Below are 23,994 nucleotides of genomic sequence, written 5' to 3'. Positions count from 1 at the left end.
AACTATAATTAAACAATAAGAAAAGTTCAATTTAGACTTAAATTTACATTGTTTTTGGGGAACTAATTACTTGTCTCTACGCAAACTATCGCAGAAACGTTTTTTATATCAAAATAAAGTGTACCTTTGCACCCATTAAAAATCACAGATGGAATCTATTAGAAACATTGCAATTATTGCCCACGTCGATCACGGTAAAACCACTTTGGTTGATAAAATTATGTATCACTGTCAATTATTTCGTGACAACGAAAACACAGGTGATTTAATTCTTGATAATAACGATTTAGAGCGTGAGAGAGGTATTACTATTACTTCAAAGAACGTATCGGTTCAATATAAAGGAACAAAGATCAATATTATTGACACTCCTGGCCACGCGGATTTTGGAGGTGAAGTAGAACGTGTATTGAACATGGCCGATGGTGTATGTTTGCTAGTGGATGCTTTTGAAGGTCCAATGCCACAAACTCGTTTCGTATTACAAAAAGCGATTGACTTAGGTCTTAAGCCATGCGTAGTTATCAACAAAGTTGATAAAGAAAACTGTACTCCGGAAGAAGTTCACGAAAAAGTTTTTGACTTAATGTTCGAATTAGGAGCAACTGAAGAGCAATTGGATTTCCCAACGGTTTACGGTTCTGCTAAAAACAACTGGATGTCTGACGATTGGAAAAACCAAACAGAAAACATCGAGCCTTTATTAGACATGGTTTTAAACAATGTGCCTGCTCCTAAAGTTTCTGAAGGAACTCCACAAATGTTGATTACATCTTTAGATTTCTCTGCTTTTACCGGGCGTATCGCTATTGGTCGTTTAGAGAGAGGTGTTTTGAAAGAAGGTATGCCGATATCTTTAGTAAAAAGAGATGGTGCTGTAACGAAATCAAGAATTAAAGAATTACACACTTTTGAAGGTCTTGGACGTAAAAAAGTTCCGGAAGTAATTGCAGGAGATATTTGTGCTATAGTTGGTGTTGAAGGTTTTGAAATTGGTGACACTATTGCAGATCATGAAAACCCTGAAGGTTTAGCTTCTATTGCTATTGATGAGCCTACAATGAGTATGTTGTTTACAATCAATGACTCACCTTTCTTTGGTAAAGAAGGTAAATTTGTAACTTCTCGTCATATTAGAGAAAGATTGACAAAAGAATTAGAGAAAAACTTAGCGATGAAGTTAGGTGAAACTGATTCTGCAGATAAATTCATGGTTTTTGGCCGTGGAGTACTTCACTTATCTGTTCTTATTGAGACAATGAGAAGAGAAGGTTATGAGTTGCAAATTGGTCAGCCACAAGTTATCATTAAAGAAATTGATGGTAAAAAATGTGAGCCAATTGAGGAATTAACAATTGATTTACCAGAAAATCTTTCAGGTAGAGCAGTTGAGTTCGTAACACTTCGTAAAGGTGAAATGTTAAGTATGGAGACTAAGGGCGAGCGTATGATCATTAAATTTAATATTCCATCACGTGGAATTATTGGTTTAAGAAATCAATTGCTTACGGCTACTGCCGGTGAAGCTATTATGTCACACCGTTTTATTGGATATGAGCCTTTCAAAGGAGAAATTGCCGGACGTAACAAAGGTTCATTGATTTCTATGGAAAAAGGAAAAGCTATTCCTTATTCTATCGATAAATTGCAAGATCGTGGTAAGTTTTTTGTTGAGCCAAATGCCGAAATTTACGAAGGGCAAGTAATTGGTGAAAACTCTCGTGGTGATGATATGTGTGTAAACGTAACTAAAGAGAAAAAACAATCTAACGTTCGTTCTTCTGGAAATGATGAAAAAGCGAGAATTATTCCTCCGATCATTTTCTCATTAGAGGAAGCATTAGAGTACATTCAGAAAGATGAGTATGTAGAGGTTACTCCAAAGTCTATTCGTCTTAGAAAGATTTATTTGACTGAAACGGATAGAAAAAGATTTAAAATCTAATTTATCCTGTAAATAAAACAAAAGCCATTCGATACTTCGAATGGCTTTTTTTATTGCTCAATATTTTGGGTGAAACGGGTATTTCGAATACCCAATCGGAAGTTGTGTAATTTATCTTTTTAAGCTGAAGTGACCTTTTATGACTCTGCCATTAACAAATTGAAGGTTGAACCAATAGTCATCTGCTGGCAATTGCTGATTATTAAACTGGCCGTTCCAGCCCAGCGTATTTTGATCCATTTGTTTGAGTAATTTTCCATAACGATCAAAAATGAATATTTTGTAAACCGGAAGCTGATCGGAGTTTTTAATTAACCATAAATCATTATAACCATCTCCATTTGGAGTAAAGAATCTTGGGTAGTCTGCAATGTAAACCTGATATTGGTTTGATGGTCCGCAGCCGTTTTTGTCTCTTGCGATAGCATTGTAAACTCCGGGTCTGACATTAGTGAATAATGGGGCATCCTGAAAAAAACTTCCATCCAATGAAAATTCATAATTACCAACCCCTGTGTATTGAATTAAAACTGAATTCTCATCACCGGAGAAATCTTTTACAGATGCACCAGTTATAGCTGCAGGTTCTGAAAGTATTACTTTGAATTTTTTGGTTTTTTCACAACCGTCTGCATTTTTTACAAGCACTGAATAATTCCCTTCTGTGTTTATAGTAATGGAGTTTGAGGTGTCTCCGGTGCTCCATAAATAGCTGGCAAAGCCGCTGGCAGCACTTAAGATAATCGGTTCCTCTTTACACAAGTATTTTGATTCCTCTTCGAAGTTAGGCGGATCGAAAGTATTTACAACAAGGGTAATGGGAAGTATATCGTAACAATCTGGTCCATTTGTGGCTTTTACATAAATTATTTGAGTAAAAGCAGTAGTGTTTTTAAAGATAGTTGGTAATGCATTTGTGTCTGATAAAGCATCGTTGGTGTTTAAAAAGTAGCTAAAAGTCAAGCCCGATGGTAAACCTGTAGCAATTAGAGGTGTAACTTCGGCATTAAGATCAAATTGGGAGAGACCGTCTTGTTTTTCATCTTTGTCACAAGTGGTGAAAGGATTTTGACTGGCAATTGGAGTGTTGGAAATTTGTAATGTTACTTCTGGAAATTTAGAGCAGCCGTATTGATTTTCAAGTCTGACAAAAATAACCTGATTTTGGGATTTATTACTGTATTTTTCAGGTGTCAGAATTGCGTTGGTCTTAGCTTGCGCATCTGCTAATGATTCGTAGTATCCTTTGTTCAGTGTTTCGGCAATATTATTTTTAATGAGGTTGGCAACTTTTGTGAGGTTGAAGATTGATACTCCGTCCGCGTTATCGTCACACTGTGTTAATGAGGTGCTGGTCGATAAGATTTCCGGTGCAAACTCAATTTTAATTTGTCCGGTAGCAACACAAGTGGTGCCATCACGGGTGGCTTCTACTTTATAATTTCCTGTAGCTGTTGCGGTATAGGTAGAGCCAGTTTCTGCGGGAGAAACTTCTACATAATTGTTAGGAGTGTTTTCTTTTAACCATTTAAAAGTGTAGAGACTATTGTCAAGATGTGTGTCTAAGACAATGCCTTCACCAAAACAGGCCGGGTTCTTGTCGGCAATTGTTCTGTCTGCTCCAAAATTTATGGTCGAGGTAAAACTTCCGGCTTCTATAAAAACAGCTGAGGGGTATCGCCCTGTTTCATCATCGGCAATTACCAGTTTTAAGTGATATTTTTTACCTGGTAAGACTTGCGAATGAGCATTCATAACAACAGTTTGTCCGGCATAATTTATAGGACTGTTGACGGTATTATAGCCATTGAAGAACTTTTCATTTAAAGCGGGGCAGCCGTTTTCGTTTACACCAATTGCCAAGTAGGGCTCAATTTTGGCATGGATCGTTGTAGATGAAACAGGTATTGTAGTGTTAGGTAAAACAGCTAAGTTTTTATAGGGATCACTCGTGTTTGCTTCTTTAATTAGAAAAGCGAATCCATCTGAGTATTTACACGGATAAAATATCTGATATTCGTTTGATGCGAAAATATAATTGAAACTGATAGAGTTCGTTAGCGCAACAAAATCAAATTCAAGGACAGTTGCGTGTTGGCTTTCCACATTGTTTAATGCTTTATTTAAGTCCACATCACCTAGCCAGCTGTCGTTGGTCTTGCCTTCGGAGTTTGCTCTTATAAATGGTCCTTCGGCATTTTTACTTGGTGATGTACTTAAAATAATCCCTCCTGAAAACGGGAAACTACCACCACCTGAATTAAAATAGGCATAACTTTTACCCGTATTTGCCGGGTTTCCGGTTGCATTAACAGCGCTAATATCAATACAAGTGCTGTTTATTAAAATGTTTTTTGCTAAATCTTCGGGAGTTCTGGAATCGTCTACAGTAATATTCTGCGCTTCTATCTTTACAGATAACAAGCACAGAAAAAATACTAGCGATAAGGCTTTAGAGTATTTCATGGTATAGCAAATATACTACAAATCTCTTTTCTTTAATAGTTTGTATGAAAAGTAAACAAATAAGAATGTCCAGATTAAAACGATTAAAATTGAGGTATAGTGTACACCATAATCTTTAGTGTTTTCAACCCCTATTTGTGTTCCGATAGATCTGATTACCGATAACCTTGTAAAAGGCTCAATAATTAGGTTTGACATGGCTTCCAGAGGGAAAAATTTCATTATGGTGTGACCAGTTTGGCTTTCTGGAAAAATCTGAAAGATCAAAAGGCCTTTTACAATTCCTTCAATAATACTCCACACTAGAAGAAAACCTAAAGCAAAAGCAGAACGTTTTACCAGAATCCCTAAAAATAAACAAAATGCGAAGAAACCGGAGAGTTTTACAAAAAAGGCAAGAAGGTAATCTAAATCCATAAAAATAACGTCAAACTCAGTATACGATGAAAAGCAAAATCCAAGAATCAAACTCATTATAAACACAAAAATAGTAGAGCCTAATGCAAACAATATGACTGTCAGGAATTTTGATAAAATGAATTCTTTTTTGCTTAAACCGTCAATTAAGTTTTGTTTTAAAGTGCCGTAACTGTATTCATTGGCCATCATCGAAACAATGACAATTGCCAGGAAAAGTTTAAGTAAAGCAGCTATATAGGCATTAAAATGCCAGATAAATGGGAAGTTAAAGATACCCATTTCTGCCGCATGAAATTTGAATGGACCTATGTCAAATTTTATTGAGGCTATTAAAGCAATAAACGAAAGCAGTACGAAATAGGTTAAAGTTAGGATACGGCTGGCTTTGTTTTTCCAGATTTTTTGTAGTTCTATAGAGATTAGTCTGTTCATGGTCTAGTTGTTTTGGATAGTGGCGTTCTGGGTTAATTCTAAAAATTGTGCTTCTAAACTGTTTTTGCGTTTTACCAAATGACTTAAAGCAATATTTTTAGAAAATAAAAAGAGATTGAGTTCCGAGGCTGATAATTCAGAGTGGAGATAGACTAGAACTTTGCCGTCTTCTTCTTCTGTGATTTTTTCTACTGCCGGATGAGTTTCCAGAATGGTTTTTAGTGCCAGATTATCATTCGCCTGAAGTTCAAAGAAACCTTCGTTTGCAGACATACCATCTACTGAACCGGAGTATAAAATTTCTCCTTTTCGTAAAACAATTACATGTGAACATACTTTTTCGACTTCATCCAGTAAGTGAGAAGCTAACAATATAGTCGTTCCCTGTGACGCAATTTTTCTGATAATATCCCTGATTTGGTGAATCCCCTGCGGATCTAAACCATTTGTTGGTTCATCCAGAATTAAAATTTCAGGATCATTTAACAATGCTGAAGCAATTGCCAGACGTTGTTTCATTCCTAACGAGAAAGTACTGAACTTACTGTCTTTTCTTTCGGATAAGCCTACTAAATCAAGTTTCTCATTAATTTTTGAATAATTGATGCTTTTTATTTTGCAAACCAGTTTCAGGTTTTCTTCCGCAGTCATGTACGGGTAGAAGTTGGGTCTTTCGATAATTGCGCCTACTTTTTTCAGTGCTTCATGTGTTTCTACTTTTCCTCCAAACCAGCTGTAGTTTCCGGATGTTCTGTTAACCACATTCAGGACAATTCCTAAAGTGGTTGATTTGCCGCTGCCGTTTGGGCCTAAGATGCCATAAACGTGGCCTTTTTGTATTTCAAAAGATACATTTTTTAAGGCTTGAATGCGACCGTATCTCTTGTGAAGATTTTCAATAGTAAGTATGGTTTCCAAATTTATTTCGGTTTTAGTTTTATGTATGACGATTCAACTTGTATATTGTTACGTTAAATTTATTTTTATCAGGCTATTCATGTAAATTTGTAATAAAGATATTCAAAAAAATGAGCGAACCTTTAATGGTTTTAAAAAAACCATCCTATCCTTTAATGCCATCTCTGCTAAGCTATTTAGAGCGATACGAACGTATTTCGAAAGTATCTGTGTTCTATGATGATTTATTGCGATTTACGGGTTCTGTAAATGTTTATGATAAAAACGAAACGGATACTTTATGGATTAGAGTGTATTATAGTGAATTTGAGCGAAATGAAATCGATCTGAATCTTAAAAAAATCTATTCACTTTTGCATTCTGACGGGAACAATGAGATCATTCAGTACTTAAACATTGATGCAATTGATTACTGTACTTTCGGAAATTCTAAACCATTCCGAATAAAAGTTCGTAATATTCTCAATGATAATTATGTTCATTTTTATATCAAAAAAGCAGATGCTTCAAGAATCTACGGTTTGGAGCTGGAAGATATTCTTTCGCCGGATAAAATCAACTTTCTGGTTTTTAAGGATACTTTAATTGAGGAGCACATTATCGGGATTCCGGGTGATGTTTTTATGGATACTTTACTGGATAGTTGTACGGAAATGGAAAAGTCGCAAATTGCAAAAGAGTTTGTGAAGTTCAACGAACGTTGCATGATCAGGCTTTTAGGAGATATGCGGGCTTACAATTATGTGATTGTACCCATTCATGATTTTGATCAGGTGGTCTATAAAATACGGCCAATTGATTTTGATCAGCAATGTTACGAAGGAAACTTTAAAGTCTATCGGCCGCAGTTTTTTAAAGAAAATTATCCAATGATAAAATTGATTAAAGAGAAACTAGAAGACCGATCCATTATTCAGTATAAAGATGAGGAAAGAGCGATTTTGGCAAAACGTATTCATTCTGCCGAAAACAGGATCAGAAAGCTATTGAACATCATGTGTCATGATACGATTTCAACAGAAGATCATTTGAATCAACTAAAAATGGAATTGTATCGTTATACCAATGATATGAAGTTTAAGAATGCCAAATCGATGGGACACATTATGTTTGCCGCATTTGAATTTATTACACGTAATTTTAAAAATACAAATTTGGTTTAAGCACAAAATGGACTACAATTTATATCGCATTTTATAGTGAGTACCTGAATTTTTAGTTCGTCAGGTACAATGCCTAAACAAAATCCTAGCTTATTTTGGAGGGCTTAGTTCGATTAAAATATTAAAAAGAAAATATTATGAAAAAGGTTTTTTTACTCGGGATCTCTATCGCTCTATTGGCTTGTCAGCAACAGTCAAATACAAATTTAAAGACACTTTACGCTCTTCCGAAGAAGCTAAAAGAAGTTTCAGGAATTACTTATTTCCCGGAAACGAATTTAATTTATGCTTTAGAGGACAGTGGTAACAAAAATGAGATTTATGCGATAAAGTCAGATGGGAAAATCGCAAAGGCAATCACAATTTCAAATGCGACAAATGTAGATTGGGAAGATATTACGAAAGACAAAAACGGGAATGTCTATATTGGAGATTTTGGGAATAACGACAACGAGCGTAAAGATTTGTGTATTTATAAAGTCAATAAGAACCAGTTGAATAAAGATCAGGCAGTGGCAGAGTATAAAGTTTCGTTTTCATACCCGGAACAAACGCAATTTCCTCCAAAGAAAAAAGAACTGTTTTATGATGTTGAAGGTTTTTTTGAACATGGAAATTACTTTTATCTTTTTACCAAAAACCGCAGTAAAAATTTTGATGGAACTGCTTTTGTTTATAAAATTTTGAATGCGCCCGGGACTCAAAAAGCTACTAAAATTGGAGAGTTTAAGACTTGCGACAATTACAATCATTGTGTTTTAACCAGTGCGACAATTAGTCCAGACGGAAAAAAAGTAGTTTTATTAAGTCATGATAAAATTGTTTTGTTTAAAGGCTATAAAAACGATTTGTTTCATAAAGGATCTCAAACCGAAATTAAACTGGATCACTTTTCACAAAAAGAAGCCATCGTTTTTAAAGACAATAACACCTTGCTGATAGCCGATGAGAAGGCCAATAAGACTGGTGGAAATGTTTATGAGTTTAAGCTAAAATAAAAAGGTACTAAGGTGCTGAGGCTCTAAGTTTTTTTTGCCACGAATTCACGAATTTTAGTTTACTGCATCATTTTTGAATCCCAGGAAAGAAAGCTTAGAATCTTAGTATCTTAAAAAAAAGTTAGCCATGAATTCACGAATGATTTAAGAAATTAAAATTCGTGAATTCATGGCTAATTTTTAAACTCAGTACCTTAGAACCTAAGTCCCTTAGTCCCTATAAAATCAAAAGCTGTAAGCCGCTCCAAAAATGACTCTTCCTGTTTCGTCTGGAGATTTGAAATAAGTGATTCTTGCGGTTAGCACATTGATTGCGTTCAGCCAAAGTCCGCCACCGTAATCCTGATGCCATTTTCTGGAATTTTCACTATCAAGCCATATTCTTCCGTAGTCAAAACCACCCAGAATTCCGTAAGTGAACGGAGCAATTGTTTTTTGAATTTTACCAATACTAAATCGTAAGTCGGTGCTTTGCGAAAAATAAGAGCTTCCTAAAAAGCGTTCATTTCTGTAACCGCGTAGGTCAGTATCACCACCTAAAGCAGCGCCCTGATAAAATTCATAATTATTGTTCAGCAGTGCTTTTCCTTTTAAAAGAGTAGCTAAAACCAGCTTTCCGTTAGAATCAATTTTATGCGTAAATCCTAAAAGGCTTTCAAGAGTAGGGAAGTTTTGCTTGGTTTCATTTAGATTGGCTAACCACGCTGCCGAGATCATGAAAGTAACCCCCAAAGTTGGTTTAGCGGCAAAATCAGAATTCTTGAACTGATATTTGATTTTTGCTCCACCAAATATCTGGCTTTCAAAAACATTTGGATTGATGATGTTAGGAATGTCAATAAATCGGTTTTTGGTTTCTTCTACTCTCATTTGTTGGAACATGGGTTGGATGCTGAACTCGCTTCCATATCGTCCGACATGTCTGATCGCTGCCGAAACATTAAATTTCTGGATACGAACGCGGTTATAATCCATATCAAATTGTTCTGTATTATTGACAGTTTCATTTCCGTATCCAAAATAATTCATTGCAAAATTTGGAGTTGTGTACAGAGATTCAACGTCAATAACCCATTTACCAAGCAAGCCAGGAAAATGCGCAGCATAATTAAATTCTAAACCTCCTGTTGCGAAATAATAAAAACCATTTAAAACGTGTTTTTGGGTGTATGGATTTTGTTTAAAATTGTTGATGGTGTAGTTTAAGTTAAAACCAAGTTTTACACCATCGTCAGGATTGTATCCAATATTTGGAAGCCCTGAAACCACATTGTACTTTGGTTTTTCATAATTGTATAAGTTGACATCGTAATCATCTGTCAGTTGCGTTCCTGTTTTTGAATCCAGATTGTATGTGTTTTCTTTTGATTTAAAGTCGTAAACGATAACTCTCTTTCCGTTTTCAATGTTATAAGTATCATTGTTTTGTCCGCCAATCAAACGAATTTTTATGTTTGATTTTTGCTTACCTGTTACCTCAAAAACATCGTTATCGTCCAAACCGTAAATCCATAAATTGGAAGTTTTGGCATCTGTAACGGTTTTGGTATACACTAATTCGTCGCCGTCTTTTTTTATTCTGAAAACCTTAATTTCCAGTGTTTTTTTAGCGCTATGATTGATTACAAATTTGTCCTTTTTATCCGTTCCGGCAATCATCACCGTATGGCTCAAAACATCAAAGTATTCGGAAGCATATTTTTGAAGTTCTTTTTTTCGGCTCTTTAACTTCTGTTGTATGTCTTTAATAGTCTCGTCCTGAACTTCTTTTGGCAGGTTTTTAAAGGCAGTGTCAATATCAGCATCGGTTAGGTTTTCCTGAATGTATTTTGCCTGAGCGATCCAGTCTTTTTCGTCGGCAGTTCTTAAAAATGCCAAATCGAGTGGGTAAGGTTCTCTGTTGAGCCATTTTACGTTGTCGATTTTGTCTTTGAATGTACGCATGTGACGCAGCGCAGGAATGTTCATCAACAGTGAAAGTAAAGTACCGTCATATTTCGAAAAAGCCTGATCGCGATCGCGTGGAATTGGTTTGTAAGTAATCTTTCCGTCTTTTTTATACTCACCCCAACGCCATTGATCATCATGTCTGTCCCAATCACCAATCAGCATGTCAAACAAACGTGCTTTTATGTATTCGTTTTCATCAACAGTGTATTTTTCATCTTTATGAAGGTTTTTCATCATATCAGATGTGCTTATGATATCTGTTGGATTTCCAAAGTTTTTACCGTCCAGATGATTGTCGGCAGGTCTTTCTTCGACCATGTACAACTCATCTCCAAAATTCGAATTAAATTCTTTTAAAGTATTTTGTTTCGGAATGTAATATATAATCGGATTTGTATGCGCCAATCCTAGTTTGTCCGCCAGATTGCCAACTGCAAAAGGAGTATAAGGATGAGAGGTTGTGTAGAAGTCTAACAAAAAGTTTTCGGCATAAGTGTTTTCAAAATCATTAACAATGTACTGATCTTTAAAGGCTACGGACTGTAAAAATTGTGTAGCACTTTTTTTCAACGCACGCAACACATATTCACGGCCTTTAGGATCAGATACTCTTAAGGATTTGGACTGGTGTCCGCCGCCTTCACGAATAGGTTTAAGCCCGCCCATTAAAGTGTCTAAAGTTGCCGTTTTAACTTCGATCGGTAAGCTGTAATATTTTCTGTAATGATTTCCGAAGAGGAATTTATGGAATACACTTTTTTGAGTCATTTTTTCGGAATAGATGGAAGTGGTCATCTTAGGAGGGAAATTATTCGGAATATCAGCAGCCCAGTTGATTTCTTTTGCTTTTATGATTTCGTGTTCAAAAAGTAATTTTTCGTGGTTGTTTTCATTTCCAAAGAAAGAAACTTTGGCATCTCCACTTTTGAATAAAGTTAAAGTGACGTAACCATTTCCTCCATAAGAGAAATCGGTTGAATTGATTGCTCTTGCAGCTTCAGATTTTGATCCTGCACCACTAATAATTTGCTTGATGTTTTCTTTGTTGACGTATTGAAGATTATGATCGTGTCCGGAAACTACAATTACATTTTTCTGCCTTTGCAAAAGTGTCTTAATACGTTTAGCATAAATCGTATATTGTTTGTTTTGAATGTCCTGTGGACTGGCACCGGAAGTTTTTCGCAGTAAATTAATGATAGAACCAATTACCGGAAGCGGGATTTTTTGTTCTAACGGAAACAATTGTTTTTCTAACGAATACTGTCCGCCATGCGAACCGTTGCTCATCAGAGGATGGTGAATAGCAAGGATAACTGTTTTTTCCTGGTTTTTATTCAGGATGCTTTCCAGTTCGTCAAAGAAATCCTCTCGGGTTTTGATGTCACAATTGTCATTGATTGTGGGATGGTTGTCCCAGTCTTCCAGAAACCACTCACTGTCAATAGTTACTAAAGTTGCTGTACTGTCTATTTTTACATCTTCTATGGCACAGCTTTTTCGGGGCAGGAAGGCTTTTTTATCGTTTAAATATTTAGTCACAAATTCGGCCTGACGTTCCAGACCTTTGATACCGTTGTACCAATCGTGGTTTCCGGGAATAACAATGGTTTTTCCTCTAAATCCTTTGGTGAGTTTTAACTGATTGGTAAGTTTTGTTTCTGCCAAAGCCTTTTCTGTAGCATTATCATTAGCAGGAAAACCTTTCGGATAAATATTATCTCCTAAAAAAAGTAAAGTCGATTTTTTACTTGCTTTTTTTAGTTTTTGGTGCAGTAGTTCAAGTGTTTGTTGTGCTTTTTCTTCGTCGGCATTTCCGGCATCTCCTACTAAATAAAAAGTGTGGGCAATTTTTATGCTATCTGTTGCGTTTTCCGTTTCGTTAGCGCTGACATTTTTACCGTATTGTGCTTTGTGTGTCGCACAGGAATAGGAGAGCAGCAATACCGTTATTGCCAAAGAACAAGTTTTAATTTTCGCAATAAAATGATTATCCAAAAACAATTTCATAATTTAGTGGTGTAAAAATATTCTCTATGAATTTAATAGAACAATCCGAAGATTTTGTTAGTAATTTACTCAAAGATAAACTTTCTAATTTATATTCTTATCATAATTTTAACCATACTTTAACGGTAGTAAATGCTGTCAAAGAGCTTTGTAAAAAGGAAGATGTTAAGGCAGAGGAGAAAGAAGTACTTTTGGTAGCGGCTTGGTTTCATGACACCGGATATGTTAAAGGTTATGAGAATCACGAGCAGGAGAGCGTGGGAATTGCTACAGTTTTTTTGAAAGAAAAAGAACAGTCGGATGAATTTATAGCACAGGTTTCCAGTTTGATCCTGGCAACAGTGAAAGAGTATATTCCTAAAACACATTTGGAGAAAATAATTAAAGATGCAGATTTTGCTCATCTCATGGGAGCCGAATACGCAACTACCTGTGAATTACTGCGTATTGAATTAAAAAATACCTGGAATTTAAATTTTTCTAATGCTGAATGGGCAAAAGAGAACCTGAATTTTTTAATGAATAAGCATCGATTTTACACGGATTATGCGCTTAAAAAATGGCAGCCTTTAAAAGAGAGAAATCTGCTTTTGGTTCAAAAGAAAATTGAAAAACAGGAAAAGAAAGAAGCGGATCGAATCGAAGAAGAAAACAGAAAGAAAGAGAAAGTTGAAAAGCCAGATCGTGGCGTCGATACCCTGTTTCGTGTTACTTTAGGAAATCATACCCGTTTGAGTGGTATTGCCGACAGTAAAGCCAACATTCTATTGTCTGTTAATGCCATTATTATTTCGATTGCACTGTCTACGATTATCCCGAAATTGGACAGTCCGAAAAATGCACATCTTGTTATTCCTACTTTTGTGATGTTGATTTCTAGTGTGGTGACCATTATTTTTGCCATTCTTTCGACGAGACCCAAAGTAACTACGGGAGTTTTTACACGTGAAGATATCGAAGCCAAGAAAATTAACTTATTATTCTTTGGAAACTTCTACAAAATGCCATTGGAAGAATATGACTGGGCGATGAACGAAATGATGAAAGATCGCGATTACTTGTATTCCACGATGATTAAAGATTTGTATTACCTGGGACTGGTTTTGCAACGCAAGTACAATTTACTGCGTATTGCTTACAATCTTTTTATGGTTGGGATAATTGTTACAGTGATCGCTTTTATAATTGCTTTCAAATCAATATAAGCTCAACTAATTTTTAGTTGAGCTCATCTAGTAAGTCCTGATAGGTAATTTTTTTTGCCACTGGATTTGTGTTGTTGTTAATTACTTTTACCCTGATTGCTCTTAAACCTGAAACTCCTTGAAGATCTTCAACTTCAAATTGCTCAATAGAAGGCTCGAGAATTTTTTTGTGCTGCAAGTATTTGATGTACTTCAAATATTCAGCTTCCTCACTGTTTTGTGAATAGACAATCGTAATTTTCTCTTTCTCCGTAATACGTTCTTTTGTGCCTTTGATATTCGATTTGTCGATGCGTTTTTTCACCACTTCATATCTGGCATTGTAGGTTCCGTCAACATCAAAACGTTTTTCATCCATTCTGAAACGGATCGAAAGCGGAGAAGTAAACACTAAAATTAAAGAAGTCACATCCAGTTCATATGGGAGTGATTCTTTAAGCTGATGGTGTTCAAGCTCCATTTCACACAAGGTTTGTAATTGCCACAAACGTAAGTTGTGCAAATACATAATATCAAATGGCTGGGTTGGCGCAATAGAAGCGCCTATGTAAAGATTATGTTCTACACCATCGGTTTTAAATCGTTCGTAATAGTGTGGATAAATCTGCTGAGCTTCAAGTTGTTTTTTATCCAGAACCGATGCCAGTTTTTTATTGATAATAGACATTGCATTATCAAATTTCTTTCTTTCCTGATAAAACAATCCGCTCTTAGCGTCCAGACTTTCAAAGTACTGACGTTCGAGTTCTTCGCTTTTTTCGGTTTCTTTTGTATTCTTTAAAAGAGGATGAATTTCTTCTTCGATATAACGTTGTATATATTGCTCCGTATCTGCTTTTAAAGGTGCATCCAGTTCATCACGGAAGGATTCCAACTCAAATTTTCGCTGTTCCAAAAGTACCAGATTGGTGTTAGGATCCTGGGATTCGAAAATTTTTAACAAAGCGTTCAATTGATTTTTAAGATCAATCTTAACCGTTTCATTTCGATGTTCAGAAGAACCTTTAATGTCGATTTGTCCGTAAAGCGGATACACATTTTTAAATACAATTTCCTTAAAAATATAATCCTTGGTATGATTTATATTTTGGAAATAGTTCTGTGATTCCCTTTTGAATTTCCAGTAGACACTAGGGTGAATTGTAGTGTATTCCCGTTGAATAATGGCTTCAATCTGGTGTTGCATATCCGTATTGTAACGATCAATAGTATCCGTCAGATACGGGAGAACCAGTTCCAGTTTTGTCGCATTAATAGTATTGAGTGCTTTTATCTTTGACGAAACCAATTCTACAACACCCAATAAATGCCCATCTTTTATAACAGGAGCAAAAACGCAACTTTGGATTCCTTGTTTTAATAAATGTTCTCCTAATTTTATATTTGGTGATTCTTCAATGAATTTTTCGACATTAGAAATCACCAATGGTTCTTTATTGCCCAATAATTTTTCGAAAGTACATCCAAAGAAAGCATTTTTACAATCGATTTCCTGATCTTTAGAAAGCAGGAAACTTTGTAACTGAGTGTCGAATTTAACAGGTCTTATGAATTTTTCCTCCTCAGGATTGTAAACAATAAATCCAACCTTTAAATCTGGAATTTTAAAGATAGATTTAAAAATGTTGGATACGATTTCATCTGTCGCAACGTTTTTTGAATCAGGTTTCAATAAGTTACTTTTTAGATTCGAAATGGCACTTTCTGTCGTAGCATCAAATAAAGAAACAATTCCAAAGCCCTTTAAAATCCAGCTTCCCTTAGGGAATTTTGATTTCCAAAGTTCAAGATCATTGTAGTTGTCAAGCAGCAAATCAATATCTTCTTGGGTTAAGGGGACTGATTTTTCTGTTGGAATAATTTCCATAAAATCGGCATTGTACAAAATGCGATAGTGTTTTTCTACTCCATTTTCGTCCGGAATATCATAGAAAAAAGGCTTATTAAAATCAATAGGTTGTTTGTAGTAAACGCCTAAAATTAGACAACAGTTGTTGACATAGAACTGATGATCGTCGAAATCACGAATTTCCATATCAAACTCAGAACCTGCGTTGTTTAGAATTTGTTTAAAACGTTCGGTATAATTAAAAGATACATTTTGAAAAGGTATCGTAACCGCTTTTATTTCGTTATGCGTCAAGGCAGTCGGAAAGATGTCGGCCAAAAGGTTTTTGATTAAAGCTTCATTGTCTTTAATGATCGAGTATTCCTTAATTCCGGTTCTAAGTTCCGGAATGGATTCGATCTGTTTTAAAACAGCTTTTGCATAGTTAGCCCTGTAATCAACATCCGACAAAGCAATTTCCTCAAAAGATTCGATAAGCTTATGAAAGGATATGATCGTTTCGAAAGGACTTTCGTTGTGTAAATGAATATCCATCTGAAGTGGTTTAGACTGTAAATTTAAGCATAAATTAAGAATTTTTAGCATTTCATTATTTCTTTCCTTTATAACAGCATAGAGCGAAAAAAAGCTTGTAAAGACTAGGGTTAAAAAGTATTTTTTTTGTTTAACAAAATATTAACGTAATTAATAACGGAACGATCGTTCCGTTATTATATCTTTGTGTGAGAATAATCAAATAATCAGTAATTTAATAACAATTAAAATGAAAAAATTAGAGAATAAAGTAGCCATTGTAACAGGTGGAAATAGTGGAATAGGGTACGCTGCTGCAGCAGATTTGGTGGCAAATGGGGCAAAAGTAATTGTGACAGGAAGAAACAAAGAAGCTTTAGCAAAAGCAGAAGCTGAATTGAAAGTAACCGGAATTGCATCGGACCAATCCGATTTAAAATCAATTGACGGTTTAGTTGCCGAAGTGAAAGACCAATTTGGTAAAATTGATATCCTGTTTTTAAATGCCGGAATCGCTTCTTTTGCTCCCTTGGAATCTGCTTCCGAAGGTCATTATGATTCGATTATGGATGTGAACGTTAAGGGAGTTTATTTTACACTTCAAAAGCTGTTGCCTATTTTAAATGACGGAGGTTCTGTTATTTTTAATACCTCTATAAATGCCAATGTTGGTATGGAAAATTCAGGAGTTTATGCGGCAAGTAAAGCGGCTTTGTTATCTTTAAACCGTGTTTTTGCAACAGAACTGGCACCCAGAAATATCAGAATTAATGCGATTTCACCGGGGCCTATTGAAACGCCTATTTTTGGAAAATTAGGATTAGAAAAAGCAGAAATCGAAGGATTTGGTGCAGCGTTAAGCGATAAAATTTTATTGAAACGTTTTGGTAAAGCTTCAGAGATTGCTAAGACAGTAACTTTTCTTGCCTCAGACGATGCTTCGTTTATTACAGGAACCGAAATTGTGGTAGACGGTGGGCTTACTGTAAACACAGTGGTTTAATTTTTCGCTCTAATTACGGAACAATCGTTCCGTAATTTTTCGTATCTTTGTAAGAGAATTTAATTATGAAGTTATGGCCAGAACAAAAGAATTTGATGAGGATAAGGCTCTGGATAAAGCGATAGAAATTTTTTGGTGCAAAGGATATAACGGTACTTCGGCACAGGATCTGGTAACGCATTTGGGGTTAAGCCGTTCGAGTTTGTATGATACTTTTGGAGACAAACAGAAACTTTTTTCAAAAGCTTTAAGAAGGTATCTGGAGCATGGGCAGGAAGCCACAAGGAATCTTTTGAACCAATCAGAAGATATAAAAGAAACATTAACCGAGATTTTTAAACAGGCGGTTATTGAAAGTCTGGATGACCGAATGACAAAGGGGTGCTTTGTTGTAAATGCTGCTGTTGAACTCGCTATGCATGACGCAGAAATTGCTAAAATTGTGAGTGATAATCGGCAAACAGTGGAGGAGATTTTTTTGGCAGCAGTAAAAAAAGGACAGAAGGCGGGACAAATTTCAACGCAATTAGAAGCAAGAATGCTGGCTCGTTTTATCTTTAATAATTATACCGGAATCAGGGTGTTGGCTCGCTCCGGAGAGAACGATAAGAAGGTTTACGACGATATTCTAAAAGTGATATTTTCGGTATTGTGACTTTGGAATGAAGCATAAAAAAACGGCAATTACTGGTGTAGTTGCCGTTTTTTGCTTTAAGTAAGTAATAGAAAATGAATAACTCTTAGCTTTTTTCTTCTTTATTGAAATACACTAAGTAGTAATACATTTGTTTTTCTTCATCCCAACCTTTTTCAACAAATTTCTCAGCACTTTCCGGATTAATAAAATCCATTTTAATCTGAATGTGAGTGTCCAGATTGATTACGTTTTTAATCGATTTTCGTGCGTCAGAAACTGCAGCATTGGCAATAGGGAATGAGGTTACATCTTCGATGCTGTATTTTTCTCCTTTATCTACTTTATAGTTTTTGAATTCAGGAATTAAGTCTGGATTGTCTAATACTTCGTTTAAGAAATTTTGTTCTTCAAACTGATCATTTTTTGCAAAATAATTCACAGATCGGTTCATGAACATTACTTCTTCTTTTTTGTCTTCTGCCGGTAAAACTACATCTTTAGCGAAGTTCTGACAGAATTTTAAGTATTTTTTAGTGATGAAGTTTTCATCCTCAAAAGCATCAACAGATAAAAAGTGCTCCAACCAGTAACGCGCATCATAACGGTTGCTGTCAACAGTTAGGATTTTGTATCCTTCTTCTTTTTTATAGTTAAAAATCAAACAACCTTTGTCTAATTTACTGAGGTTGATACCTTGTTGCAGGATCATTTCAAGGTTGCTGTCTTTTTCTTCAAATTGTAAAAAGTCGGCTTGTAATTCGCTTTTGAAAATTCCGATGGCATCAACAACATTGTTGTCAATACTTAGATTCGTTAGATAGGTGATGTAAACCTCTCCGTTTTTAATATGCGGGTGATTGGACTGTTCGAATAAATGTGTTGTGATTCTTTTTGAAATCTCCTGTAAATTTCCAGGATTGTCAAAAATCTCTGTAGCATATTTAAACATATCGTTATAATCCAAATCGACTTCGTGCGCAAACTGATAATAGTTTTCTTCCTTCTCTCTGAAAGGCTTAAAAAAGTACTCTTTTATCAAAGGAACGATCTCGTCATTTAAATTAAATGGCTGTTCCGATAAAAAAATTGCTTCGTTTCTGCTTTTGTTTCCTACGCGGTGTATCGCAAGCGTCTCGATGTGGGTGTTGAATAAGTTTATCATATTTTATTTAGGTTCAGAGAGGCAAAGGTCCAAAGGAACAAAGTTTATTTTCGGGCTTTTATTTTTCTGATAAAAGCACTTAACATTCGTTCTATTTCCCTGCTTTCTCCATTTATTTTGTTAAAACGATTTTCGCTTAAGTATTTTAAATTGAATGAGATTTCAAGTTGGGTTTGCATTTCGAATAACGAAGACATTGCAATATTTAAAAATTTCAGGTAATCATTATTTCCGTCCCTGCCATAACCTTCTGCAATATTACTGGGTATTGATACTGAACTTCTTCTGATTTGTGAAGATAGTCCATAAATCTCTTCTTTTGGAAATGAATTTGTTATTTGGTAAATCTCAGTAACCAAGTTCATTGATTTCTGCCAGATTAAAAGATCCCGGAAAGTATTCATAATCTATTATATTTAAAAAATTAAATATAAAAATAAGAATATTCTTTCTTTTTGAAAAAAGTTTTATAGAAAATATCTTTGAACCTTTGTCACTCTGAACCTATGTACCTTAAAAACTAATTCCAATTCTCCTCAAATCCGTAATCCTCAAAGCTGTCGTCGCCTTCAAACATGTCAAGATCGTCTTCATCAAGATCGTCTTCAAATTCTCCGTAGATGTCGTCGTGCATGTCGGCTTCAAAGTTTTTTTCGATGGCTTCGTCCGGCATTTCTCCGTGTGAGAATAGCGTTTCTGGGTATGGAGCTCCTGCGATTTGATCTTCAATAGCAGCTAATTCAACCAGGAATGTCCACATATTGATAAAATCATACACATAGATGATTTTGGTGTTTTCTTTGTCTAAAATAGAAGATAACGGATAATCGCCCATAGTTCTTTGTTCACCAGGAACGTCACCCGTATCAAAAAGTGGAATTTCATCCTCTTGATTCCAGGTTTCATCGCAGGTATAAAACGAAGCTACTTCCATTCCGTCAAAACCAAAAGCGTTGAAGATTGCATTGTGTAAATCCTCAAGAGTGTCGTCTTCAAGAATTGCAATGTCTCTAAAAATATCTTCTTCGGCGTCTAGAATTACTCTAAATTTATAAACCATAATCTTTGTTTTTATTGAGAGGTCAAAGGTAAAATATAAATAATGATTTATGAATTGTGAAGTACGATTTGTTGAAAATATTTTTTATTCGTCGGAGGTAGCAGTGTATGAGTCTTTTGTAATAAACAGGCTCTGAACTGACTCATAATGATTATCGTGAAAAAAGTAATTACTTTCCGATTAATCTTTTCCTGATCTTGTGATAATGTTTGTGATAGGTACTATGGCTCGGATAACTTCTGCTTGAAGTCATATTATTGAAAATTAATGCCGTTATGAATAAAATAAGGACACCGTCTAAAACAGGAGAAAGTACATACATATAACCCAGGTCTTTTATCTGGGCAGAACCTGTAACCGCAATAAGTGCAGTAGCTCCTCCGGGAGGATGGAGCGTTTTAGTAATTTGCATAAATATGATCGAAAAGGAAACTGCCAAAGGTGCAGAAAGCCAAACAATGTCCGGAATTAATTTGTTTATGGTTACTCCAATAATTGCTGATATTACGTGACCTCCAATTAAATTTCGGGGTTGCGAGAACGGACTTTGAATGATTCCGTAAATCAGTACACTCGACGCTCCAAAAGAACCAATTAAGAAAACTATATCAGTGCCGGAAAAACGAATAGATTCCAGATAAGAAAGGATTCCAATACCAACAAAAGATCCTATAAAAGACCAGAAATGTTCTTTATAATCGATTAAAGTCTCTTTGTAAAGTATATAACGGGTTTTACGATAGCCTCTTTTTATTTTTGGAGTTGGCATATTTGCTAAATATTTGATGTGGTATTTTTTAAATTCAGGACTAAAACCTGAACTGATGTGTTATATCAGTGTTTGAAAATTTATTTTACTAAATCTGTCGAATAAGTATAAACGGTGTAAGGATAGATCATTTTTGCGGTATATTTTGATATCAGACAAACAACCAAAATAGGAATAAACAAAGTGTAATCGTTAGTTAATCCGCAAACTAAGAATATGGCTGTAAAAGGAGCATGAATGCTTGCGCTTAAAACAGCCGCCATTCCGATAATCATAAAATTTACAGGAATTACATGTACATGAAAAAAGGTGTTTAAAATGGATGCCAGTAGCAATCCTAAGAAAGCACCAATAAAAAGACTTGGAGCAAAAACGCCTCCATCGCCTCCAGAAGCTAATGTTACAGAGGTTACAATTGGTTTCAGGACTAAAATTCCAATAAAAGTGAGAGCCAGAGTCAGTGTCAACGGAATTTCAGCCGAATTGCTAAAAATTCCTTTTATGGCATGATAACCTTCGCCATATAGTTGAGGGAAAATAAACAAAGAAACACTTAGAACGACAGAGCCAATTAAGATTTTATAATAATGTGTATCAATTTTTCCGAATTGAGATTTAAAAAATAGCACACAACGAGTTAGGTAAACCGAATTTAGCCCAGCTAATATTCCTAAAAGAATAAAATACGGAATCGCTTTTAAATGCCAGGTCGTAATGGAGACCGCGAATAAAGGTTCTTCTTTTAAAATGGTAAGTAAACCAAAAGCAATTGAAACGGCAATGATATTGGAAATAACAAAAGCACGGGTTACTTTTCTGGAGATTACTTCTAAAGCAAATAAGATTCCCGCAATTGGGCTGCTAAATAAAGCGGTAACTCCTGCAGCAACTCCTGCGCAGATAAGTTCGGTTTTGTATTTACGAAATACATTTTCTTTTTGTTGTGCAACAGATCCGATGGTAGCAGTGGCCACTACGGTGGAGACTTCGATTCCGGTTGAGCCTCCAAAAGCAACAGTCAGTAAACCGTTGATAAAGTGTGACGGAATTTTATACGAAGGCAAGTTTTTTGAGTCTGATTTTGTGCTTTCAAAAACTTCTTTAATGCCCTTGTTTTCTTTTTTCTTGAACAGATAATGTCTTAAAAAGTAGATGACAGACAATCCGAAGACTGGGAAAATGATATAAAAAACAGGATTTACGGAGACTTCATGAAAGAAAATTTCTTCGTAATATTCGGTAATTTTTTTGAGTGAGATTCCTAAAAAGGCCGAAAGAAAGCCAATTAATACCGAAACAATAACTAATTTTTGAAGGACAATAAATTGATGATTTTTTTTGATTCTAGCCGTTTTGTTCATCAGACGTTGATTTTTGAAATCGCATTTTTTCACGCGGATTACAAAATTAGCCAATCAAATTCGTTTTTTCATATAAATCACTCCCTATATTGTGTTAAAGTTACTGGTTTAGAGGAATTCTCTTAGCGTTTTTTGAATTATCGTTCGTAAAACTCAATGGGCAGTTCATCCGGATCGGCAATAAAAGTGAATCGTTTATCGGTGATTTCGTCGATTCGGATCGGCTCCGATTCGATATTTTTGGTGTCTAAAAAAGCGATGGTTTCTTCTAAGTTGATTACTTCAAAAGCCAAATGGCGCAAGCCCACAGCTTCGGGTCTTGAAGGACGTTTTGGCGGATTAGGGAATGAAAATAGTTCGACTACATAGGTGCCATTCAAAGCCAAATCGAGTTTGTAGGACTGGCGTTCTTCGCGATAGATTTCCCGAATAATGGTTAAACCTAAGACTTCAGTATAGAATGTTTTAGATTTTTGATAATCCGAACATAGAATGGCAATATGATGAACTTTATTTAAGGTAAGCATTGTTTTTTTATTGGGGTTCCTGATTTAATTTTCGAATAACTTTTGCCGGATTTCCAACAGCCAGAGAGTTGTCCGGGATATCTTTGGTGACTACCGAACCTGCGCCAACGACACAACCTTTTCCGATGGTTACGCCTGGACAGATTACAGAATTTCCACCTATCCAGCAATCGTCACCTATAGTAATGGGTAGTGCATTTTCGAGCGTTTTTCTAAGTTCGGCATCAAGCGGATGCGTCGCAGTGTAAATTTGAACGTTTGGCGCAAAAAACACATTTGATCCAATGTTTACTGGCGCACAGTCCAGAACAACACAGTTTACATTAAAATAAACGTTATCGCCACATGAAATATTGTAACCGTAATCACAGTGAAAAGGAGGTTCGATATAAAAACTTTTGCCGGTGTTCGGAATCAGTTCAGCTAAAATTTCTTTGGCTTTTTTCGTTAGACGATATTCCGTTACGTTTAATCGATGCAGTAAATTCTTGGCTTTTCGACGTTCTTTTACTAAGAGAGGATCTCCCGCAACATAATATTCTCCCGAGATCATTTTCTCTTTTTCTGTTTTCATAAAATGTACTTATATTTTTGTTTTGGCAATTTTTTCGTGAATTTTCAAAGTTTCCTGCAAAGCTGCCGTGGCGTACCAAGGGGTTAATTCGGCTTCAAGCAAATTGGCTTTTATGGCAGGATCTGTTGCTACCAATGCTTTTGCTTCCTCTATGGTTTCAACATTAAAAATATAGATGCCGCGATAATTTCGGTCGTTTTTCATAAAAGGACCGGCAACAACCAGTTTTCCTTCTTTGGCTAATTTTCCGATATTCTCCATATGACCTTCAAACAGTTTTTTGCTTTCTTCTTTGGATGCAGAGGTGTTGCTTCCGGATTTTAAAAGGCAAAATACATATTTTTTCATTCCGTATTCGTCTGCATGCAATGATTTCGCAAGATTTTCATCGAATTTAACTTCTGTTTCCTGAGCGAACCCAATTGTGCTGAATAATACTAAAGCTAAAAATGAGAATATTTTTTTCATATCATAATTTGTTTTAAAGCAGTTTCTTCAAAATAACAATCTGTCCCAGGTGATATACGTCATGCTGGATAATTCCGTGTATATGCTCGTAGTAGGTATGGCCATTGTTTGTATATATTTTGGACAGATCATTATCATCAAAATCTTCAAAAAATGCATTCCATAATTCCTGCGATTTCTCCAGATTTTGAAGTGACTGTTCCCAAGCTTCTTCGGATGAATCTAAAACAGGCACAAAATAATTATGGTCGGGCGTTATAATGGTTTCCCCCTGAACACGCTTTAAAATATTTCTTCGCCATTGTATCAGATGATTGATAATTTCCCAAATCGTGTTTAAATTCGGGTTGACTTTTTTGTAGGCCTGAGCTGCACTAACGTTATGTAGTGTATTTATCATGTTAACTTCTAACCAGGGATTTCCATTATAAATAGACTGGTACAGATTCGAAATTCTTTTGCTTTCTGACATAATTGATTTCAGTTTTAAAACACAAAAGCTAAGATACAAATAAGTAATTTACAACTCATCCTTAAAATTCTACAATTGGGTTATTTAATATT

At 35.4% G+C, this 23,994-nt stretch carries 20 protein-coding genes; 6 read left to right on the top strand and 14 right to left on the bottom strand.

All coding sequences use genetic code 11. The features are described from left to right. Positions 1-148: 148 nt before the first annotated feature. Entirely contained in the window at positions 149-1,945 is a 1,797-nt protein-coding gene (gene typA, locus OGZ34_RS21730; RefSeq protein ID WP_173966334.1) for a translational GTPase TypA, read from the top strand. Between the two features lie 111 nt (positions 1,946-2,056). Here typA and OGZ34_RS21725 read toward each other — a convergent pair whose 3' ends face one another. Genes OGZ34_RS21725 through OGZ34_RS21715 form a run of 3 tightly spaced genes read right to left on the bottom strand, consistent with a single transcriptional unit; the run spans position 2,057 to position 6,181 of the window. Next, positions 2,057-4,411, bottom strand: coding sequence for a T9SS type B sorting domain-containing protein (locus tag OGZ34_RS21725; RefSeq protein WP_263361719.1), 2,355 nt, complete (start codon positions 4,409-4,411; stop codon positions 2,057-2,059). A gap of 15 nt (positions 4,412-4,426) precedes the next feature. Further along, positions 4,427-5,263, bottom strand: a complete 837-nt coding sequence (locus OGZ34_RS21720; protein WP_263361718.1) for an ABC transporter permease — start codon at positions 5,261-5,263, stop codon at positions 4,427-4,429. A 3-nt stretch (positions 5,264-5,266) separates the two neighbouring features. After that, a complete protein-coding gene (locus OGZ34_RS21715) occupies positions 5,267-6,181 on the bottom strand; it encodes an ABC transporter ATP-binding protein (RefSeq protein WP_263361717.1) in 915 nt (304 codons plus the stop codon). Between the two features lie 110 nt (positions 6,182-6,291). Here OGZ34_RS21715 and OGZ34_RS21710 point away from each other — a divergent pair, with 110 nt between their 5' ends. Beyond that, positions 6,292-7,344: a hypothetical protein gene (locus tag OGZ34_RS21710; RefSeq protein WP_263361716.1), complete on the top strand. Its 1,053-nt coding sequence runs from the start codon at positions 6,292-6,294 to the stop codon at positions 7,342-7,344. A 137-nt stretch (positions 7,345-7,481) separates the two neighbouring features. Next, positions 7,482-8,342, top strand: coding sequence for an SdiA-regulated domain-containing protein (locus tag OGZ34_RS21705; protein WP_173966339.1), 861 nt, complete (start codon positions 7,482-7,484; stop codon positions 8,340-8,342). A 225-nt stretch (positions 8,343-8,567) separates the two neighbouring features. Here OGZ34_RS21705 and OGZ34_RS21700 read toward each other — a convergent pair whose 3' ends face one another. Then, a complete protein-coding gene (locus OGZ34_RS21700; RefSeq protein WP_263361715.1) occupies positions 8,568-12,302 on the bottom strand; it encodes a metallophosphoesterase in 3,735 nt (1,244 codons plus the stop codon). A 26-nt stretch (positions 12,303-12,328) separates the two neighbouring features. On the opposite strand from OGZ34_RS21700, the gene OGZ34_RS21695 reads away from it, so the two are divergent. Further along, a complete protein-coding gene (locus OGZ34_RS21695; RefSeq protein ID WP_263361714.1) occupies positions 12,329-13,507 on the top strand; it encodes a Pycsar system effector family protein in 1,179 nt (392 codons plus the stop codon). A 13-nt stretch (positions 13,508-13,520) separates the two neighbouring features. Here the strand turns inward: OGZ34_RS21695 and OGZ34_RS21690 are convergent, their stop codons facing one another. Then, positions 13,521-15,890: a GAF domain-containing protein gene (locus tag OGZ34_RS21690; protein WP_263361713.1), complete on the bottom strand. Its 2,370-nt coding sequence runs from the start codon at positions 15,888-15,890 to the stop codon at positions 13,521-13,523. A 229-nt stretch (positions 15,891-16,119) separates the two neighbouring features. On the opposite strand from OGZ34_RS21690, the gene OGZ34_RS21685 reads away from it, so the two are divergent. Together OGZ34_RS21685 and OGZ34_RS21680 are read left to right on the top strand one after the other, a co-directional pair. Beyond that, entirely contained in the window at positions 16,120-16,872 is a 753-nt protein-coding gene (locus tag OGZ34_RS21685) for an SDR family oxidoreductase (RefSeq protein ID WP_263361712.1), read from the top strand. Positions 16,873-16,945: 73 nt separating this feature from the next. Next, positions 16,946-17,527 carry a TetR/AcrR family transcriptional regulator gene (locus tag OGZ34_RS21680; RefSeq protein WP_173966344.1) on the top strand — a complete coding sequence of 194 codons (582 nt, stop codon included), beginning with the start codon at positions 16,946-16,948 and terminating at the stop codon, positions 17,525-17,527. 85 nt (positions 17,528-17,612) lie between these two features. On the opposite strand, the gene OGZ34_RS21675 is transcribed toward OGZ34_RS21680, so the two are convergent. The 9 genes from OGZ34_RS21675 to OGZ34_RS21635 form a co-directional block, all read right to left on the bottom strand. Then, positions 17,613-18,671, bottom strand: coding sequence for a nucleoid-associated protein (locus OGZ34_RS21675; protein ID WP_173966345.1), 1,059 nt, complete (start codon positions 18,669-18,671; stop codon positions 17,613-17,615). 44 nt (positions 18,672-18,715) lie between these two features. Further along, positions 18,716-19,075, bottom strand: coding sequence for a four helix bundle protein (locus OGZ34_RS21670; RefSeq protein WP_263361711.1), 360 nt, complete (start codon positions 19,073-19,075; stop codon positions 18,716-18,718). A gap of 116 nt (positions 19,076-19,191) precedes the next feature. Then, positions 19,192-19,731, bottom strand: a complete 540-nt coding sequence (locus OGZ34_RS21665; protein WP_173966347.1) for an IS1096 element passenger TnpR family protein — start codon at positions 19,729-19,731, stop codon at positions 19,192-19,194. Positions 19,732-19,900: 169 nt separating this feature from the next. Continuing rightward, positions 19,901-20,500 carry an HPP family protein gene (locus OGZ34_RS21660; RefSeq protein ID WP_263361710.1) on the bottom strand — a complete coding sequence of 200 codons (600 nt, stop codon included), beginning with the start codon at positions 20,498-20,500 and terminating at the stop codon, positions 19,901-19,903. Positions 20,501-20,580: 80 nt separating this feature from the next. Beyond that, the gene (locus OGZ34_RS21655; RefSeq protein ID WP_263361709.1) at positions 20,581-21,861 is read right to left on the bottom strand and encodes a chloride channel protein; all 1,281 of its coding nucleotides are present in this window, start codon (positions 21,859-21,861) and stop codon (positions 20,581-20,583) included. 137 nt (positions 21,862-21,998) lie between these two features. Then, complete coding sequence (gloA2, locus tag OGZ34_RS21650; RefSeq protein WP_173966350.1) at positions 21,999-22,388, bottom strand: SMU1112c/YaeR family gloxylase I-like metalloprotein; 390 nt, start codon at positions 22,386-22,388, stop codon at positions 21,999-22,001. Positions 22,389-22,395: 7 nt separating this feature from the next. After that, complete coding sequence (locus OGZ34_RS21645) at positions 22,396-22,962, bottom strand: sugar O-acetyltransferase (RefSeq protein WP_173966351.1); 567 nt, start codon at positions 22,960-22,962, stop codon at positions 22,396-22,398. Between the two features lie 9 nt (positions 22,963-22,971). Further along, a complete protein-coding gene (locus tag OGZ34_RS21640; RefSeq protein WP_173966352.1) occupies positions 22,972-23,430 on the bottom strand; it encodes a YciI family protein in 459 nt (152 codons plus the stop codon). 13 nt (positions 23,431-23,443) lie between these two features. Next, complete coding sequence (locus OGZ34_RS21635) at positions 23,444-23,902, bottom strand: DinB family protein (RefSeq protein WP_263361708.1); 459 nt, start codon at positions 23,900-23,902, stop codon at positions 23,444-23,446. Between the last annotated feature and the right edge of the window lie 92 nt (positions 23,903-23,994).

Source organism: Flavobacterium collinsii (genome assembly GCF_946903285.1).
GTDB lineage: Bacteria > Bacteroidota > Bacteroidia > Flavobacteriales > Flavobacteriaceae > Flavobacterium > Flavobacterium collinsii.
Note: the sequence above shows the minus strand (reverse complement) of the source record. Positions and strands in the feature narration are given on the sequence as shown.

Excerpts from the sequence above, each read along its gene's own strand:
- typA (WP_173966334.1), top strand. The coding sequence starts at position 149 with ATGGAATCTATTAGAAACATTGCAATTATTGCCCACGTCGATCACGGT.
- OGZ34_RS21725 (WP_263361719.1), bottom strand. The coding sequence starts at position 4,411 with ATGAAATACTCTAAAGCCTTATCGCTAGTATTTTTTCTGTGCTTGTTA.
- OGZ34_RS21720 (WP_263361718.1), bottom strand. The coding sequence starts at position 5,263 with ATGAACAGACTAATCTCTATAGAACTACAAAAAATCTGGAAAAACAAA.
- OGZ34_RS21710 (WP_263361716.1), top strand. The coding sequence starts at position 6,292 with ATGAGCGAACCTTTAATGGTTTTAAAAAAACCATCCTATCCTTTAATG.
- OGZ34_RS21705 (WP_173966339.1), top strand. The coding sequence starts at position 7,482 with ATGAAAAAGGTTTTTTTACTCGGGATCTCTATCGCTCTATTGGCTTGT.
- OGZ34_RS21700 (WP_263361715.1), bottom strand. The coding sequence starts at position 12,302 with ATGAAATTGTTTTTGGATAATCATTTTATTGCGAAAATTAAAACTTGT.
- OGZ34_RS21695 (WP_263361714.1), top strand. The coding sequence starts at position 12,329 with ATGAATTTAATAGAACAATCCGAAGATTTTGTTAGTAATTTACTCAAA.
- OGZ34_RS21690 (WP_263361713.1), bottom strand. The coding sequence starts at position 15,890 with ATGGATATTCATTTACACAACGAAAGTCCTTTCGAAACGATCATATCC.
- OGZ34_RS21685 (WP_263361712.1), top strand. The coding sequence starts at position 16,120 with ATGAAAAAATTAGAGAATAAAGTAGCCATTGTAACAGGTGGAAATAGT.
- OGZ34_RS21680 (WP_173966344.1), top strand. The coding sequence starts at position 16,946 with ATGGCCAGAACAAAAGAATTTGATGAGGATAAGGCTCTGGATAAAGCG.
- OGZ34_RS21675 (WP_173966345.1), bottom strand. The coding sequence starts at position 18,671 with ATGATAAACTTATTCAACACCCACATCGAGACGCTTGCGATACACCGC.
- OGZ34_RS21670 (WP_263361711.1), bottom strand. The coding sequence starts at position 19,075 with ATGAATACTTTCCGGGATCTTTTAATCTGGCAGAAATCAATGAACTTG.
- OGZ34_RS21665 (WP_173966347.1), bottom strand. The coding sequence starts at position 19,731 with ATGGTTTATAAATTTAGAGTAATTCTAGACGCCGAAGAAGATATTTTT.
- OGZ34_RS21660 (WP_263361710.1), bottom strand. The coding sequence starts at position 20,500 with ATGCCAACTCCAAAAATAAAAAGAGGCTATCGTAAAACCCGTTATATA.
- OGZ34_RS21655 (WP_263361709.1), bottom strand. The coding sequence starts at position 21,861 with ATGAACAAAACGGCTAGAATCAAAAAAAATCATCAATTTATTGTCCTT.
- gloA2 (WP_173966350.1), bottom strand. The coding sequence starts at position 22,388 with ATGCTTACCTTAAATAAAGTTCATCATATTGCCATTCTATGTTCGGAT.
- OGZ34_RS21645 (WP_173966351.1), bottom strand. The coding sequence starts at position 22,962 with ATGAAAACAGAAAAAGAGAAAATGATCTCGGGAGAATATTATGTTGCG.
- OGZ34_RS21640 (WP_173966352.1), bottom strand. The coding sequence starts at position 23,430 with ATGAAAAAAATATTCTCATTTTTAGCTTTAGTATTATTCAGCACAATT.
- OGZ34_RS21635 (WP_263361708.1), bottom strand. The coding sequence starts at position 23,902 with ATGTCAGAAAGCAAAAGAATTTCGAATCTGTACCAGTCTATTTATAAT.